Source organism: Dactylosporangium sp. NPDC049742 (genome assembly GCF_040674675.1).
Lineage (GTDB): Bacteria > Actinomycetota > Actinomycetes > Mycobacteriales > Micromonosporaceae > Dactylosporangium > Dactylosporangium maewongense.
On sequence record NZ_JBFANF010000001.1, the window covers coordinates 580,549 to 596,192 of the forward strand.

Below are 15,644 nucleotides of genomic sequence, written 5' to 3' on the forward strand. Positions count from 1 at the left end.
TCGAACCGGTCGGATACAGGAACATCGATCGGCTCACCCTTCGCGAGGAAGCCAGCGCCTGCCGCGAAGGGTGGGCCGATTGCTCACGCGAAGCGGAGGACCGCCCTGGCCAGGGCGGGGACCCGGGGCGTCGCGGCGGCGGCGACCACGCCCCACGGGGTGCGGAACGCCTGCTTGAGGGCCTCGTCGAGGCGCCACATCTCGACCTTGTTCGGCAGGCGGACCCAGACGTTCTCGCGGACGCCGTCGATGGCGGTCACGCCGAGCTGGATGCCGGAGCGGGTCGGCTCGGGGGTCCAGGTGACGTCGGCGAGCGAGTGCAGGTCGGTGTTGAGGTGCAGGGAGACCCGGCGCAGCAGCGGCGACTCGGTGGTGATCACGAGGCGGCTGCGGGTCAGCATCAGCACGCTGTTGCGGGAGGCGCGCGACGTGCAGCGGGCGACGACGGCGACGGCGTCACGGTCCCCCGCGCAGCCGCGCAGCACCTGCACGTGGCGGCGGATGGTCGCGGCGGACAGCCTCGCCAGTGCCGTGGCCGGGAGGAAGGTGCACGTGAAGGTGTCCAGCGTCTCCATATCGAAGGCAACGACGGTTCGCGCTCAGCGACACGCGTCGCGCCTCCGGAGATGCGCCGATCTTGCGGGCGTAGTGTCAGGACACTCCCACGATGTCCTTTTCGCCACCGCCACACCCGCAAGACCGGCGCACCGCCTGTCCGACAGCCGGGGAGGGCTACGACGCGGACGGGCGGGGGCTGGGCTTGAGGGGAGCGCAGGCGGTGACGGCGGCCGCCACCTTCGCGTCGCCGGTGTCGAGCTGGTCGACCGGGCCGCTGACGGTGACGCCGTGCTCGGTCAGGCAGTTGCGGTACGCCGCGTCCCGGCCGCCACCGCCGCCTCCGCCGTTGCCGAAACCGCCGCCCGGGAACGCGGTCGGGCGCAGCGACTCGCACGCCTTCTGCGCCTTCTCCCAGGTCTGCTGGTCCACGCCGCTCGGCGCGGCCGTACCGAAGAAGCCACCGCCACCGCCGCGGAACCCGCCGCTGCCGGACGGGCGCGGCTGCCCCGACGGGAACGCGGTCGGCCGGCCCGACGCGTTGCCGTCGGGACGGGCGGTGGGGCGTCCCGAGCCGTTCATCTGCGGCAGGTTGACGCCGTTGTCGCGCAGGCACGACGCGTAGTCGGTGCCGGACGCCGCCGTGGCCGGCGCCGCGCTGTCCGACGATCCGCAGGCTGTGGCGAAGAACGCCACCGCGGCGAGCGCGAGGGCGGCCCCACCGATCCGCTTGGTCATCACTCCCGCCATGCAACGGCGCGAACCTCGACGCACCGTGGGCTGGACCTCAAAATTCGGTGAGAGCGCCTTCCCAGGGAACTTTGAGGTCCGGTCGAGCTGACCGGGAGCCGGGACCGGTCAACTAGCAGGCATGAAGGTCTGGTGGCTGGCCGGAGGGGCTGCCGTGCTCGCGGTCGCGGTCGTCGTGGGGGTCCTGCTGACCGGCGACGAGAAGGTCGCGCCGGCGAAGGTGAGCACGACGAAGGTGACCCGCGGGTCGGTCTCGACGACGGTCTCCGCGTCCGGGACGGTGCAGGCGCAGCAGAGCCGCACGCTCGGGTTCACCAGCAGCGGCACGCTGACGGAGCTCAACGTCAAGCCCGGCGACGTCGTCGCCGCCGGCATGGTGCTGGCCAGGATCGACGCGACCGCCGCGCAGGAGTCGGTGGACGCCGCCGAGGAGAGCGTCGACAGCGCCGAGGACGCCCTGGACCGCGCGGAGACCGCCCAGGCGAGCGCCACCAGCACGCCCAGCGCCAGCCCGAGCGCCAGCCGCGCTCCCGGCAGCGGCGGCGGCGGGCAGAACCCCGGCACCGGCAACCAGAACAGCGTCCAGAACGCCAGCGACAACCTGCTCAACGCGCAGCAGCGGCTCAACAACGCGAAGCTCACCCTCACCCAGGCCAACGCCAAGCTGGCCGGGACGGTGATCACCGCGCCGCTCGCGGGCAAGATCCTCGCCGTGAACGGCACCGTCGGATCCGCCGCCGGCTCGAGCGTGATCACGCTCGCCGGCACCGGAGACGTCGTGGTGAAGGCGCAGTTCACCGAGGCCGAGGTGGCCCACCTCAAGGTCGGCCAGGTGGCCCGGATCACGCTGCCGGACAACGCGAGCGCGAAGTCCGACGGCAAGGTCATCCAGATCGACCCGGCCGGCACGGTGTCGAACCGGCTGGTGCGCTACGCGGCGCTGATCGCGTTCGACACGGTGCCCGACACGCTGCTCTACGGGCAGAGCGCTACTGTCGCAGTGGTCACCGCGTCCGTGGACGGCGTGCTGTCGGTGCCCTCCACGGCCGTGCGCGGCGGCGTGGTCGTGGTCAGGGTCAACGGCCGCGACGAGGAGCGCAAGGTCGCGACGGGGCTGCGCGGAGACGTCAACACCGAGATCACGAGCGGACTTGCCGAAGGCGACGAGATCCTGACGGCGGGTCGGTGACGATGGAGCCGATGACCGTACAGGCGAACACGCCACAGCCGAAGGTCCTCGTCGTGGACGACGAGGCGAGCATCCGTGCCCTGCTGTCCGCGACGCTGCGGCTCACCGGCTTCGACGTGAAGGTCGCCGGCGGCGGGCGGGAGGCCCTCGCGGCCGCCGCCGAGTTCGCGCCCGACCTGGTCGTGCTCGACGTGATGATGCCCGACCTGGACGGGTTCGAGGTCGCGCAGCGGCTGCGCAGCGGTCAGCGGCCGGTGCCGGTGCTGTTCCTGACCGCCCGGGACTCCGTCGAGGACCGCATCTCGGGGCTGACGGTCGGCGCCGACGACTACGTCGCGAAGCCGTTCAGCCTGGAGGAGGTCGTGCTGCGGATCCGCGCGATCCTGCGCCGCAGCCTGGGCGATCAGCAGCAGCTGGTCGACGGCGGGGTGCTGCGCTACGCGGACCTGGAGATGGACGAGGACGCGCACGAGGTCCGCCGCGGCGGGCACCGGGTCGACCTCTCCCCGACCGAGTTCAACCTGCTGCGGTACCTGCTGACCAACGCCGGCCGGGTGGTCAGCAAGGCGCAGATCCTGGACCGCGTGTGGAACTACGACTTCGGCGGCGACGGGCGCATCGTTGAGTCGTACGTCTACTACCTGCGCCGCAAGGTCGACAAGTGGGATCCGCCGCTGATCCACACCGTCCGCGGGGTCGGCTACGCGCTGCGCCTGCCCCAGAAGTAGGCCGCAGCGGTGAGACTCAGGCCCTGGCGCCAGTGGACGGTCCGCACGAGGATCGTCGTCTCCGTGGTGGCCCTCGCCGGGGTCGCCCTCATCGCCGCCAACGCGATCGGCGTCGGGCTGCTCAACTGGTACCTGATGCAGCGCATCGACGACCAGCTGGAGCACTCGGCGCACCCGCCCGCGTTCGTCGGCCGCAACCCGAACCCGAGCCCCAGCGCCTCGGTGACGGGCGGGCGGCGCGACCGGTACAGCGGCGAGTTCTTCCCCGGGCCGCTGTACCAGATCTACCGCTTCGACAGCTCGGGCAAGCTCAAGGAGCCGTCGACGGTCGTGCTGGACCCGGCGCTCTTCGGCGACGTCCGGCAGCGGGCCGAGGATCCGAAGCCGTTCACGGTCACCAGCCCGGCCGGCGAGGACTGGCGGGCGATCGTGTTCGCGCTGCCGGTGCCGACGGGCACCGCGGCCGGGGCCAACGGGTACGGCGCCAACGCGGTCTCCCTCGTCGAGATCCAGGACACGCGGGACCGGATGCTGCAGTACTCGCTGCTGGTGAGCCTGATCGTGCTCGGCTTCGCCGGGTTCGCGACGGCGTCGCTGGTGCGGGTCGGGCTGAGCCCGCTGACCCGCATGGAGGAGACCGCGATCGAGATCGCGGACGGCAACCTGTCCAGCCGGATCGTCGACGCCGACCCGCACACGGAGTCGGGGCGGCTCGGCATCGCGCTGAACACGATGCTCACCCGCATCGAGGAGGCCGTCGAGGACAGCGCCGACTCGGAGCGACGGCTGCGCCAGTTCCTCGCCGACGCCGCGCACGAGCTGCGCACGCCGCTGACCTCCGTGCAGGGTTTCGCCGAGCTGTACCGGCGTGGCGGTGCCCCGCCCGGCCCCGCGCTGGACGAGGCGATGGCGTGCATCGAGGCCGAGGTCAGCAGGATGCGGCTGCTCGTCAACGACCTGCTGACGCTGGCCCGGATGGACGAGGAGCGGGCCCTGCAGCGGCACCCGGTGGACCTGCTCGCCGTCGCCGCCGACTCGGTGCGCGACGCGCACGTGCGGGTGCCGACCCGGTTCGTGCAGCTGTCGGCGCTCGACGACCGGTCGGTGACGTTCGAGCCGGTGACCGTGGAGGGTGACGAGGCGCGCATCCGGCAGGTCGTCGCCAACCTGGTCAGCAACGCGCTGCAGCACACGCCGGAGGACACCCGCGTCGTCGTCCGGGTCGGGCGGGCGACCGGCGACACCCCGCCGCCGACCGCGTCGATCGGTGCGCCGCTGCCTGAAGGGGTGCCGCTCGCCGCGATCGAGGTCAGCGACACGGGGCCGGGCATGAAGCCGGAGGACGCCACCAGGGTGTTCGAGCGCCTGTACCGCGCGGAGGGCTCCCGCTCCCGCCGGCACGGCGGCGCCGGGCTGGGCCTCGCCATCGTCGCGGCGATCGTGCAGGCGCACGGCGGGCGGGTCGAGCTGTGGACGGCACCGGGCGTGGGTGCGCGGTTCCGGGTGCTGCTGCCGGCGATGGACGAGCCTGACTTCGAGGACGGGCCCGACGGCCCCGACGCCGACGAATCCGGAGAAACCGGGGCAACCGAATTCCGAGGTAACTCCGAGGTGGACTGAGGGTCGCTCCGAGCGGCACCCACCACGATTCCCCTCATGCGTTTGTCGCTGCCGTCTCTACGCCGGCCTCGTCCGAACTCCGTGGGTCTGATCAACGCCGCGCTCGCGGTCGCCACGGTCGGCGGCGGGCTCTGGGCCTATCAGATCGTCTCCGGCCCGGCGGCCGCCCAGGCGTCGCAGACCACCACGCGGACCCGGGTCGTCGCGGCCACGCAGGGCACGGTGTCGCAGACGGTGTCGGCGTCGGGCTCGGTCGCCAGCTCCGCGACCGCCAACGCCAACTTCACCAGCTCGGGCACGGTCACCGAGGTGGACGTGAAGGTCGGCGACGTGGTCACCAAGGGGCAGGTCCTGGGAAAGATCGACCCGACCGCCGCGAACGCGTCGCTGAACACCGCGAAGGCCAACCTGACCGCGGCGAAGGCGGCGCTGACCCGGGCGGAGAACAACAACGCCGACGACGCCACCATCGCCTCCGCGGAGGCGCAGGTCGCGACCGCGCAGGCCAGCGTCACGTCGGCGCAGACGACCGTCAACGGCACGGTCCTGACCGCCCCGATCGCCGGCACGGTCACCGCCGTGAACGGCGCCGTCGGATCGGCGTCATCGTCCTCCGGTTCGTCCGGCGGCGGCGGTACCGGCGGCGCGACCTCCTCCAGCAGCAGCTCGTCCGGCTTCATCCAGCTCGCCGACCTGACGAAGCTGCAGATCAACGCCGGCTTCGCGGAGGCCGACGCGACGAAGCTCAAGCCCGGCCAGACCGCGGAGATCAGCTGGAGCGCGCTCAGCGGCACCCGCGCCACCGGCAAGGTCAGCACGATCTCGCCGACGGCGACGACCACCAACAACGTCAACTCCTACGCGGTGGTCATCGGCCTGGACACGCTGCCGGAAGGGGTGCGGCTCGGGCAGAGCACCACGGCGGTCGTGACGATCGCCGAGGCGCAGAACGTGGTGCGCATCCCGACCCAGGCGCTGCGCACGGCCGGCGGCCAGCGCACCGTCCAGGTGCAGGTCAACGGCCAGGTGGAGACCCGCACGGTCGAGGTCGGCATCAGCGGCGGCTCGTTCGTCGAGATCAAGTCGGGGCTCACGGCCGGCGAGCAGGTCGTGATCACCACCACGACGACCGGCTCGACGACCGGCACCAACACCAACCAGTTCCCCGGCGGCGGCAACTTCCCCGGCGGCGGTGGCGGCTTCACCGGCGGCGGTGGCTTCACCGGTGGCGGCGGCGGCCGCCAGGGCAACTGATGGGACCCGGCGACATGCACCCAGTTCTGGACGTCCAGAAGGTCAAGAAGATCTACGGGCACGGCGAGACCGAGGTCCAGGCACTGCGCGGGGTGTCGCTGACCGTCGAGCGCGGCGACTACGTCGCCATCATGGGCTCGTCGGGCTCCGGCAAGTCGACGCTGATGAACATCCTCGGCTGCCTCGACATCCCGACGACCGGCAAGTACCTGCTCGACGGCGTCGACGTGAGCCGCCTCAACGACCGGCAGCTCGCGCTCGTGCGGAACCGGCGGATCGGGTTCGTGTTCCAGGCGTTCAACCTGATCGCGCGGACCAGCGCCCTCGCCAACGTCGAGCTGCCCCTCGCCTACGCGGGGGTGAGGTCCGCGGAGCGCCGCCGCCGGGCCAACCTGGCCCTGGCGATGGTCGGGCTCGCCGACCGCGCCGGCCACGAGCCCAACCAGCTCTCCGGCGGCCAGCAGCAACGGGTCGCCGTCGCGCGGGCGCTGGTCACCGCGCCGGCGCTGGTGCTCGCGGACGAGCCGACCGGCAACCTCGACACGCAGTCCACCAGCGACGTCCTGGCCGTCTTCGACCGGCTCAGCGCGTCGGGCCGGACGATCGTGCTGATCACCCACGAGCCGGACGTCGCCGAACGGGCGAAGCGACTGATCCGGCTCGTCGACGGACACATCGTCCAGGATGAGCGGCTGAAATGAACATCCTCTTCGCCTTGCGGGCGATCACCGCCAACAAGCTGCGGTCCGGCCTCACCGTGCTCGGCATCCTCATCGGCGTCGCGGCGGTCATCCTGCTCGTCGCGGTCGGGAACGGCTCGGCCCAGGCCGTACAGAAGCAGATCGAGTCGCTGGGGACCAACACGCTGACCGTCACGGCCGGCGGTGGCGGCGGCGCGCGGGGTGCGGCGGCGACCACGAGCACCGCGCTCACCATGGACCTGGTGCCCGCGCTGTCCGACAAGGACGAGGCGCCGCACGTGCGCAGCGTCTCGCCGGTCGTCACCGGCTCGCAGTCGGCCACGTACGAGGGCACCGACCACACGATCGCGCAGTTCGTCGGCACCTACCCGGGCTACGTCGCGGCCTCGAACTTCAAGGTCGACAAGGGTGCCCTCTTCACCGACGAGGACGTCAAGGACTCCCGCAAGGTCGTGCTCATCGGCAAGACCGTCGCGGAGGAGCTGTTCGGCGCCGTCGACCCGCTGTCGAAGCAGATCACCGTCTCCGGCAAGCTCTTCACCGTCGTCGGGGTGCTCGCCGACAAGGGCGGCACCGGCTTCACCGACCCCAACGACGTCGCGATCGCCCCGGTCACCGCGGTGCAGGAGTCGCTGACCGGCTACGGGTCGCTGAACCAGCTGCTGGTGCAGGCGACCGCGCCGGAGGACGTCAGCGCCGCGCAGGGCGAGGTCACGGCGATCCTCAACGCCAAGCTGAACATCACCGGGTCGAGCACCAGCGCGTACCGCATCCAGAACGCCTCGCAGCTGCTGGAGACCCGCGCGAACACCGCGGAGACCTTCACGCTGCTGCTCGGCGCGGTCGCCGGGATCAGCCTGCTGGTCGGCGGGATCGGCATCACCAACATCATGATGGTCACCGTCACCGAGCGGACCCGGGAGATCGGCATCCGCAAGGCGCTCGGCGCGCCGAAGCGCACGATCCTCAGCCAGTTCCTGGTCGAGGCGACCGTGCTGAGCCTGATCGGCGGGCTCCTGGGCGTGGCCGCGGCGGTGATCGGCAGCCGGTTCACGATCGTCAGCATCAAGCCCGTCATCGTGCCCAGCTCGGTCTTCCTGGCGCTGGGGTTCTCGGTCGCGATCGGGCTGTTCTTCGGCAGCTACCCGGCCAGCCGCGCCGCCGGCCTGCGCCCCATCGAAGCGCTGCGCTATGAGTAGGAGATTCCTGTGAGCCACGCCTTTCGCCGGCCGAACGCGAACGCGACCGTGTCCGTCGACGACACCGAGGTGCTGGAGCCGGTGCTGCTCGAAGAACCGGCGCCGGACGACCTCCTCGCGCCGCCGCTCGACGACGACCTCCTCGCGCAGCCGCTCGACGACGACCTGAACGAGCGGATCAGCAAGGCGGCACCGCGCCGGCTCGCCAACCGCGCCACGTACGTCCTGGCGGGGCTGGCGCTGCTGGTCGCCGGCTTCGTCGGCGGCGCCCAGGTGCAGAAGTCCTACGGCACCGCCCCGGCGGCCTCGACCCCGGGCGGCGGCGCCAACCCGGCGGCGCTGGCGAGCCAGTTCGCCGGGCGGGGTGGCTTCCCCGGCGGCGCGCAGGGCGGCACCGGCACGGGGCAGACGGGCACGCGGGGTGGCATCACCGGCACCGTCAAGCTCGTCGACGGCACCACCGTCTACGTGGAGACCGCCGACGGCCAGACGCTGATCGTGAAGACCAGCGGCACGACCACCGTCTCGATGCCGGGTGCCCTGAAGGACCTCACCGCCGGCTCCAGCGTGACGATCGTCGGCCAGAACGCCGACGGGACCGTCACCGCCACCTCGATCACCAAGACGAAGTAGCGCATGCTGGGGGCATGGACCTCCGCAGCGGAACCTTCGACCCCTCGCAGCCGCAGCCGCAGGCGCAGGCGACCGCCTTACGGTGGCGGGTGTCGACCGGCTTCGCCGCGCTGAAGGCCTGTGCGGCGATCGGCCTCCTGGTCGCCGGCGTGTTCGCCGCGGGCGACCGCCGGATGCTCACCGCCGCGCTGGTCGCCGCGGCCATCCTCGGCATCTATGCGCTGCGGGACTTCGTCGCGCCGGTCCGTCTCGCCGCCGACCCGGACGGGGTCACCGTCGTCACCGGCTACGCGGGACGCCGCCGGGTCGACTGGGTGCAGGTCGAGCGGATGCGCGTCGACGCCCGGTCCCGTGGCGGCATGCGCAGCGAGCTCCTGGAGATCGACGCGGGCGAGCAGCTGTTCCTGCTCAGCCGGTACGACCTCAACGCGCACCCGGCCGACGTCTACGAGGCGCTGCTCCGGCTCCGCGGCTTCTAGCTGTCGTCGGCTTCTGGCTGCTAGCCGTCGTTGGGGTCTAGCTGTCGTTGGGGTCTAGCTGCCGTTGGGGTCTAGCTGCCGTTGCGGACAGCTGCCGTTGGGTGCTAGCTGTCGTTGCGGACGGCGAAGATGGCGATGTCGTCGCGGGGAGCCTCCGTGGAGAAGCTCAGCGTCGTCGCGCGCAGGCGGGCGACGACCACGTCGGCGGGGAAGCCGGCCAGCAGCGCCGCCTCCTTGCGCAGCCGGTCGACGCCGAAGAGCTCCGCGCCGCGGCGGCGCTCGGTGACGCCGTCGGTGTAGAAGATCAGCGTGTCGCCGGGCTGCAGCGTGATCTGGGTGCGCGGGGTGTTGATCGTGTCGAGCAGGCCGAGGGCGGTGCCGCACCGGCCGGCGAGCTCCGTGCTGCCGTCGGCGCGCAGCAGCACCGGCTGGTCGTGCCCGGCGAGGTGCAGCGCCACGTCCAGGGTGCCGTCGGGGCGGCGCAGGATCTCCGCCAGGCACAGCGTGCAGAAGCGGCCGGCGCCCCGCTCGATCAGCGTCTCGTTGATCCGCTTCAGCGTCTCGGGCATCGGCCGGCCGTCGCGGACCAGCACGCGGGTGACGTCCCGCACCAGACCGGTGACCGTCGCCGCCTGGACGCCCTTGCCCGACACGTCGCCGACGACCACCAGCCAGCGGCGGCCGGAGAGCGGCACCACGTCGTAGAAGTCGCCGCCGACGTCGACCCCTTCGCCGGTCGGCACGTATTCGGCGCCGAACTCCACACCGTCGGCCTTCGGCAGCTGCGGCGGCAGCAGCGAACGCTGGAGGGCCTGGGCGATGCTGCGCCGCTCCGCGTGGATGTTGGCGTTGTCGATCGCGAGCGCCGCGCGCCGGGCCACGTCCTCGACGACGGCGACCTCCTCGCTGCGCTGCCACGTGTCGCCGCCACCGCCCACGGTCAGCGTGCCCAGGTGCTGCCCGCGGGCGATCAGCGCGAGGACATACCCCTCCAGCGGCGGGCCGAGCGGCACCACCGCGTCGGTGCCCATCGCCTCCTTCAGCTGCGGGGCCGCGTGGGCGAGCGAGTCGAGCAGGTCGGTGAGCATCGACTCGTCGGCGTGCGCGGCCGCGGCGAGCCGCAGCTCACCGCCGGCGTCGGCGGCGTGGATCGCGCACCAGGTGCCCAGCCGCGGCACCACCAGCCGCGGGATCAGGGCGAGGGTCAGCTCCACGTCGAGGGACTGGGCGAGCAGCTCGCTGGCGTCGGCGAGGAACGTCAGCCAGGTGCGCCGCTCCGAGTCGGCGCGGCGCAGCCGGTGGTTCTCGATCAGCAGCATCAGCCGGTCCGCGGCGAGCGACGTCAGCGGCCGCGCGTACGGGTTGCCGCCACCGCCGGCGACGAGCAGCTCCGCCCGCCAGGGCTTGGTGACCCGCAGCGGCACCCGCAGGCCGCTGTCGACGGTCCCGGTGAGCCGGCCGACGGCGGCGACCGTGTGCGGGCCGTCGCCCTCGTCCAGGGTCAGCGCCGCGCCGGTCCCGCCGATCACGCCGACGAGCCGCTGCAGCAGCTCCTCCGAGACCTCGGTCAGCGACGTGCCGGTGCCCGACCAGCCGAGCGCGCTGAGCGCCTCCGGCGCGGGCGCGACGGGGATCTCGAAGCTCGGCGCCGTCCTGTCGCTGCCGGCGGTGCCGGGCTTCTTGTCCAGCCGGAACCAGACGCCCTTGCCGCCGCCGAAGTGCAGGGTGCCCCAGGAGGACGCCAGCTGGTCGACGAGCAGCAGGCCGCGGCCGCGCTCGTCCAGGTCGGTGCCGGGCACGGGGATGTTGGGCACGACCGTGCCGGGCTTGAAGTCCAGCACGGTGACCGTCAGCGAACTGTCGGCGGCGGTGATCTCCACGTCGACCTCGGTGCCGGCGTGCACGACGCTGTTGGTCGTCAGCTCGGTCACCAGCAGCAGCGCCTCGTCGAGAATGCCGCCCAGATCCCGTTCGTGCACGATCGTCCGGATCGCTTCGCGGGCCAGCCCAGGAGAGCTATGGTCGGCCGGGAGTCGGATCCTCCGGACGGTCGGGGCGTTCACACCTCGCAGTCTCTACCGAACGGTGGTAACAATCCAACCTGGAGACGACGATGGGTGGACACCGCCTGCCCCCGAGACCGGTGGAGACGCCATGACCACAGTCGAAGAAGTCACCCAGAAGAGTCCCGAGACGCTGCTGCTCGAGGAGCTGTCCACCGGGCTGGACCGGTTGGCCTCGGGCGACCTGAAGTACCGGCTGAGCCGCCGCGACGGCCTGCCAGGCGAGGTCGTCGAGCGCTTCAACCGGCTCGCCGAGCTCAAGCTGCGGCACACCCGCGAGGTCATGCGGATCAGCCGGGTCGTCGGCCGCGAGGGCCGCATGACCGAGCGCCTCGACGAGGAGGGCTTCGAGGGGGCGTGGCTGGACCGCATCCACGCGGTCAACTCGCTGATCGACGACCTGGGGCGGCCCACGACGGAGATCGCCCGGGTCATCGTCGCCGTCGCCGAGGGCGACCTCTCGCAGCAGCTCGCGCTGGAGATCGACGGCCGGCCGCTGCGTGGCGAGTTCCTCACCATCGGCCGCACGGTCAACACGATGGTCGATCAGCTGTCGTCGTTCGCTGACGAGGTCACGCGGGTGGCCCGCGAGGTCGGCACGGAGGGCAAGCTGGGCGGCCAGGCGCAGGTGACCGGTGTCGCCGGCACCTGGCGCGACCTCACCGACTCGGTCAACTCGATGGCCGCGAACCTCACCGGCCAGGTCCGGTCGATCTCCACCGCGGCGACCGCGCTCGCCCGCGGCGACCTGTCGCAGAAGATCACGGTGACGGCCAAGGGCGAGGTCGCCGAGCTCGCCGAGACGATCAACTCGCTCGTCGACACGCTGCGGATCTTCGCCGAACAGGTGACCCGCGTGGCCCGCGAGGTCGGCACGGAGGGCAAGCTCGGCGGCCAGGCGGACGTGCCGGGCGTGGCCGGCACCTGGAAGGACCTCACCGACAACGTCAACTCGATGGCGTCCAGCCTCACCGGCCAGGTCCGCAACATCGCGCAGGTCGCCACCGCCGTGGCCCGTGGTGACCTGTCGCAGAAGATCACCGTCGTCGCGCAGGGCGAGATCCTCGAGCTCAAGGACACCGTCAACACGATGGTGGATCAGCTGTCGTCGTTCGCCGACGAGGTCACGCGTGTGGCCCGCGAGGTCGGCACGGAGGGCAAGCTCGGTGGTCAGGCGCAGGTGACGGGTGTCGCCGGCACGTGGCGGGACCTGACGGACAACGTGAACTTCATGGCGTCCAACCTGACGTCCCAGGTCCGTAACATCGCGCAGGTCGCGACGGCGGTGGCCCGTGGTGACCTGTCGCAGAAGATCACGGTCGACGCCCGGGGCGAGATCCTGGAGCTGAAGTCGACGGTCAACACGATGGTGGATCAGCTGTCGTCGTTCGCCGACGAGGTCACGCGTGTGGCCCGTGAGGTCGGCACGGAGGGCAAGCTCGGTGGTCAGGCGCAGGTGACGGGCGTGGCCGGCACGTGGCGGGACCTGACGGACAACGTGAACTTCATGGCGTCCAACCTGACGTCCCAGGTCCGTAACATCGCGCAGGTCGCGACGGCGGTGGCCCGTGGTGACCTGTCGCAGAAGATCACGGTCGACGCCCGGGGCGAGATCCTGGAGCTGAAGTCGACGGTCAACACGATGGTGGATCAGCTGTCGTCGTTCGCCGACGAGGTCACGCGGGTGGCCCGCGAGGTCGGCACGGAGGGCAAGCTCGGCGGCCAGGCCCAGGTGCGCGGCGTCGCCGGCACGTGGCGCGACCTGACCGACAACGTCAACTTCATGGCGTCCAACCTCACCGCCCAGGTCCGTAACATCGCGCAGGTCGCCACCGCCGTAGCCCGCGGTGACCTGTCGCAGAAGATCACCGTCGACGCGCAGGGCGAGATCCTCGCCCTCAAGTCGACCGTCAACACGATGGTGGACCAGCTGTCGTCGTTCGCCGACGAGGTCACGCGTGTGGCCCGCGAGGTCGGCACGGAAGGCAAGCTCGGCGGCCAGGCCCAGGTGAAGGGCGTCTCCGGCACCTGGCGCGACCTCACCGACAACGTCAACTCGATGGCGTCCAACCTGACGTCCCAGGTCCGCAACATCGCCCAGGTCACCACCGCCGTCGCCCGCGGCGACCTGTCCCAGAAGATCACCGTCGACGCGCACGGCGAGATCCTGGAGCTGAAGTCGACGGTCAACACGATGGTCGATCAGCTGTCGTCGTTCGCCGACGAGGTCACGCGTGTGGCCCGCGAGGTCGGCTCCGAGGGCAAGCTCGGCGGTCAGGCGCAGGTGCGCGGCGTCTCCGGCACCTGGCGCGACCTGACGGAGAACGTCAACCAGCTCGCCTCGACGCTGACCACCCAGCTGCGGGCGATCTCGCAGGTGTCCACCGCCGTGACCCGCGGCGACCTGACCCAGCGGATCGCGGTCGAGGCGCTCGGCGAGGTCGCCGAGCTCAAGGACAACATCAACCAGATGATCGTCACGCTGCGCGAGACGACGAAGAAGAACGCCGAGCAGGGCTGGCTCGACTCCAACCTGGCCCGCGTCGGCGGCCTCCTGCAGGGCCAGCGCGACCTCGGCGAGGTCTGCCGCATGATCATGGCCGAGGTGACGCCGCTGGTCGACGCGCAGATCGGCGCGTTCTTCCTGGCCGGCGCAGACGCCGGGTCGGGCCTGCGGCTGCGCCTGGAGGCGTCCTACGGCTACATGGCGCCCGGCGCCGAGGTCAGCTTCGCGCCCGGCGAGGGCCTGATCGGGCAGGCGTCGCTGTCACGCCGCGCGATCCGGGTCAGCGCACCCCAGGACGGCCGGCTCCAGGTCCGCTCCGGGGTCGCCGCGACCCCGCCCGCGGACCTCGTCGTCCTGCCGGTGCTGTTCGAGGGCGAGCCGCTCGGCGTCATCGAGTTCGCCGGCGTCGCGTCGTTCTCCGAGCTGCACCTGGCGTTCCTCGACCGGCTCGTGGTCACCATCGGCGTCGCGCTCAAGACGATCCTCGCCAACCGGCGGACCGAGGAGCTGCTGTCCCAGTCGCAGCGCCTCGCGCTGGAGCTGCAGGACCAGTCCGCGGAGCTCCAGCGCACCAACGCCGAGCTGGAGGAGAAGGCGACGCTGCTGTCGGAGCAGAAGGGCAACATCGAGAAGCAGAACCGCGAGATCGAGATGGCCCGCCTCGGCCTGGAGGAGAAGGCGCAGCAGCTGGCGCAGGCGTCGCAGTACAAGTCGGAGTTCCTCGCCAACATGAGCCACGAGCTGCGCACTCCGCTCAACTCGATGCTGCTGCTGTCACGGCTGCTCGCCGACAACCCGGACGCCAACCTCACCGCGAAGCAGATCGAGTTCGCGGCGACGATCCACAACGCGGGCTCCGACCTCCTCGCCCTCATCGACGACATCCTCGACCTGTCGAAGATCGAGGCGGGCCGCATGGACGTGGAGCCCGGTGAGGTCTCCTTCGACGAGATCCGCTCGTACGTGGAGCAGGCGTTCGCCCCGCAGGCGGAGGACAAGGGCCTCGACTTCACGGTCAGCACGACCGAGGAGCTGCCGCCCGCGATCGTCACCGACCCGCAGCGCCTCCAGCAGATCCTGCGCAACCTGATCTCCAACGCGGTGAAGTTCACCGAGAAGGGCGCGGTCACGCTGTCGATCAGCGTCGCCACGCCCGACCTGCAGTTCTCGTCGCCGACGCTGGCCGGCGCGCGCCGGGTGATCGCGTTCGCGGTCGCCGACACCGGGATCGGCATCTCCAACGACAAGGTCGCGCTGATCTTCGAGGCGTTCCAGCAGGCGGACGGCACCACCAGCCGCAAGTACGGCGGCACCGGCCTCGGCCTGTCGATCAGCCGCGAGCTGGCCCGGCTGCTCGGCGGCGCGATCGGGGTCACCTCGGAGGTCGGCCGGGGCGCCGTCTTCACCCTGTACCTGCCGGACGTCATCGCGACCGAGGTCACCCAGACCCTGCACACCGCGCCGGCGCAGCCCCTGGCGCCGGTGCGCAGCCTGCCGCCCGGCCCGGCGATGCTGCGGGCGCTGCCGACCCCGGAGCGGCGCCCCACCGCGGCGGCGCATCAGCTCGACGGCGCGACCGTGCTCATCGTCGACGACGACGTCCGTAACGTCTTCGCCCTCACCAGCGCCCTCGAGCTGCACGGCATGACCGTCCTGTACGCAGACAACGGCGCCGACGGCGTGCGCGTGTTGTCGGAGCACCCGGGCGTGGACATCGTGCTGATGGACGCGATGATGCCCGACCAGGACGGCAACGAGACGACCCGGGCGATCCGGCGCAACCGGCGCTTCGCGAAGCTGCCGGTGGTGTTCCTGACCGCCAAGGCGATGCCCGGCGACCGCGAGTCGTCCCTGGCCGCCGGGGCGAGCGACTACATCACCAAGCCGGTCGATCTTGACGAGCTGCTTGACGTGATGGCCGCTTGGGTAAACGGGGAGGGTCGCGCGGTGTAGGTTGCTCCGAAACG

Annotated in this window: 12 protein-coding genes; 9 read left to right on the forward strand and 3 right to left on the reverse strand. The window is 71.6% G+C overall.

Features of this window, described 5'->3' with window-relative positions; genetic code table 11:
• Positions 1-83: 83 nt before the first annotated feature.
• Together AB0J72_RS02665 and AB0J72_RS02670 are read right to left on the reverse strand one after the other, a co-directional pair.
• Positions 84-575, reverse strand: coding sequence for a hypothetical protein (locus AB0J72_RS02665; protein ID WP_363393627.1), 492 nt, complete (start codon positions 573-575; stop codon positions 84-86).
• A 157-nt stretch (positions 576-732) separates the two neighbouring features.
• On the reverse strand, positions 733-1,293 hold the full coding sequence (locus AB0J72_RS02670) for a hypothetical protein (RefSeq protein ID WP_363393629.1): 561 nt from the start codon (positions 1,291-1,293) through the stop codon (positions 733-735).
• A 133-nt stretch (positions 1,294-1,426) separates the two neighbouring features.
• Here AB0J72_RS02670 and AB0J72_RS02675 point away from each other — a divergent pair, with 133 nt between their 5' ends.
• The 8 genes from AB0J72_RS02675 to AB0J72_RS02710 all read left to right on the forward strand — a co-directional run bounded on the left by AB0J72_RS02675 (position 1,427) and on the right by AB0J72_RS02710 (position 9,108).
• Entirely contained in the window at positions 1,427-2,494 is a 1,068-nt protein-coding gene (locus AB0J72_RS02675; protein WP_363393631.1) for an efflux RND transporter periplasmic adaptor subunit, read from the forward strand.
• Positions 2,495-2,505: 11 nt separating this feature from the next.
• Complete coding sequence (locus AB0J72_RS02680; RefSeq protein ID WP_363393633.1) at positions 2,506-3,222, forward strand: response regulator transcription factor; 717 nt, start codon at positions 2,506-2,508, stop codon at positions 3,220-3,222.
• A 9-nt stretch (positions 3,223-3,231) separates the two neighbouring features.
• Entirely contained in the window at positions 3,232-4,842 is a 1,611-nt protein-coding gene (locus tag AB0J72_RS02685; protein ID WP_363393635.1) for a HAMP domain-containing sensor histidine kinase, read from the forward strand.
• Positions 4,843-4,923: 81 nt separating this feature from the next.
• Positions 4,924-6,096 carry an efflux RND transporter periplasmic adaptor subunit gene (locus tag AB0J72_RS02690; RefSeq protein WP_363393637.1) on the forward strand — a complete coding sequence of 391 codons (1,173 nt, stop codon included), beginning with the start codon at positions 4,924-4,926 and terminating at the stop codon, positions 6,094-6,096.
• 14 nt (positions 6,097-6,110) lie between these two features.
• Positions 6,111-6,797, forward strand: coding sequence for an ABC transporter ATP-binding protein (locus AB0J72_RS02695; protein WP_363393639.1), 687 nt, complete (start codon positions 6,111-6,113; stop codon positions 6,795-6,797).
• On the forward strand, positions 6,794-7,996 hold the full coding sequence (locus AB0J72_RS02700) for an ABC transporter permease (RefSeq protein ID WP_363393640.1): 1,203 nt from the start codon (positions 6,794-6,796) through the stop codon (positions 7,994-7,996). Before AB0J72_RS02695 ends, AB0J72_RS02700 begins: the two co-directional genes overlap by 4 nt.
• Positions 7,997-8,005: 9 nt before the next feature.
• A complete protein-coding gene (locus tag AB0J72_RS02705) occupies positions 8,006-8,629 on the forward strand; it encodes a hypothetical protein (protein ID WP_363393642.1) in 624 nt (207 codons plus the stop codon).
• 14 nt (positions 8,630-8,643) lie between these two features.
• A complete protein-coding gene (locus AB0J72_RS02710) occupies positions 8,644-9,108 on the forward strand; it encodes a PH domain-containing protein (RefSeq protein ID WP_363393644.1) in 465 nt (154 codons plus the stop codon).
• Between the two features lie 104 nt (positions 9,109-9,212).
• Here the strand turns inward: AB0J72_RS02710 and AB0J72_RS02715 are convergent, their stop codons facing one another.
• Positions 9,213-11,087, reverse strand: coding sequence for a SpoIIE family protein phosphatase (locus AB0J72_RS02715; RefSeq protein WP_363393646.1), 1,875 nt, complete (start codon positions 11,085-11,087; stop codon positions 9,213-9,215).
• 175 nt (positions 11,088-11,262) lie between these two features.
• Here AB0J72_RS02715 and AB0J72_RS02720 point away from each other — a divergent pair, with 175 nt between their 5' ends.
• Positions 11,263-15,630: a HAMP domain-containing protein gene (locus AB0J72_RS02720; RefSeq protein WP_363393648.1), complete on the forward strand. Its 4,368-nt coding sequence runs from the start codon at positions 11,263-11,265 to the stop codon at positions 15,628-15,630.
• The last annotated feature ends 14 nt before the right edge of the window (positions 15,631-15,644 follow it).

Bases quoted from the DNA above. Each gene is read 5' to 3' on its own strand.
- AB0J72_RS02665 (WP_363393627.1), bottom strand. From the start codon at position 575: ATGGAGACGCTGGACACCTTCACGTGCACCTTCCTCCCGGCCACGGCA.
- AB0J72_RS02670 (WP_363393629.1), bottom strand. From the start codon at position 1,293: ATGACCAAGCGGATCGGTGGGGCCGCCCTCGCGCTCGCCGCGGTGGCG.
- AB0J72_RS02675 (WP_363393631.1), top strand. From the start codon at position 1,427: ATGAAGGTCTGGTGGCTGGCCGGAGGGGCTGCCGTGCTCGCGGTCGCG.
- AB0J72_RS02680 (WP_363393633.1), top strand. From the start codon at position 2,506: ATGACCGTACAGGCGAACACGCCACAGCCGAAGGTCCTCGTCGTGGAC.
- AB0J72_RS02695 (WP_363393639.1), top strand. From the start codon at position 6,111: ATGCACCCAGTTCTGGACGTCCAGAAGGTCAAGAAGATCTACGGGCAC.
- AB0J72_RS02700 (WP_363393640.1), top strand. From the start codon at position 6,794: ATGAACATCCTCTTCGCCTTGCGGGCGATCACCGCCAACAAGCTGCGG.
- AB0J72_RS02710 (WP_363393644.1), top strand. From the start codon at position 8,644: ATGGACCTCCGCAGCGGAACCTTCGACCCCTCGCAGCCGCAGCCGCAG.
- AB0J72_RS02720 (WP_363393648.1), top strand. From the start codon at position 11,263: ATGACCACAGTCGAAGAAGTCACCCAGAAGAGTCCCGAGACGCTGCTG.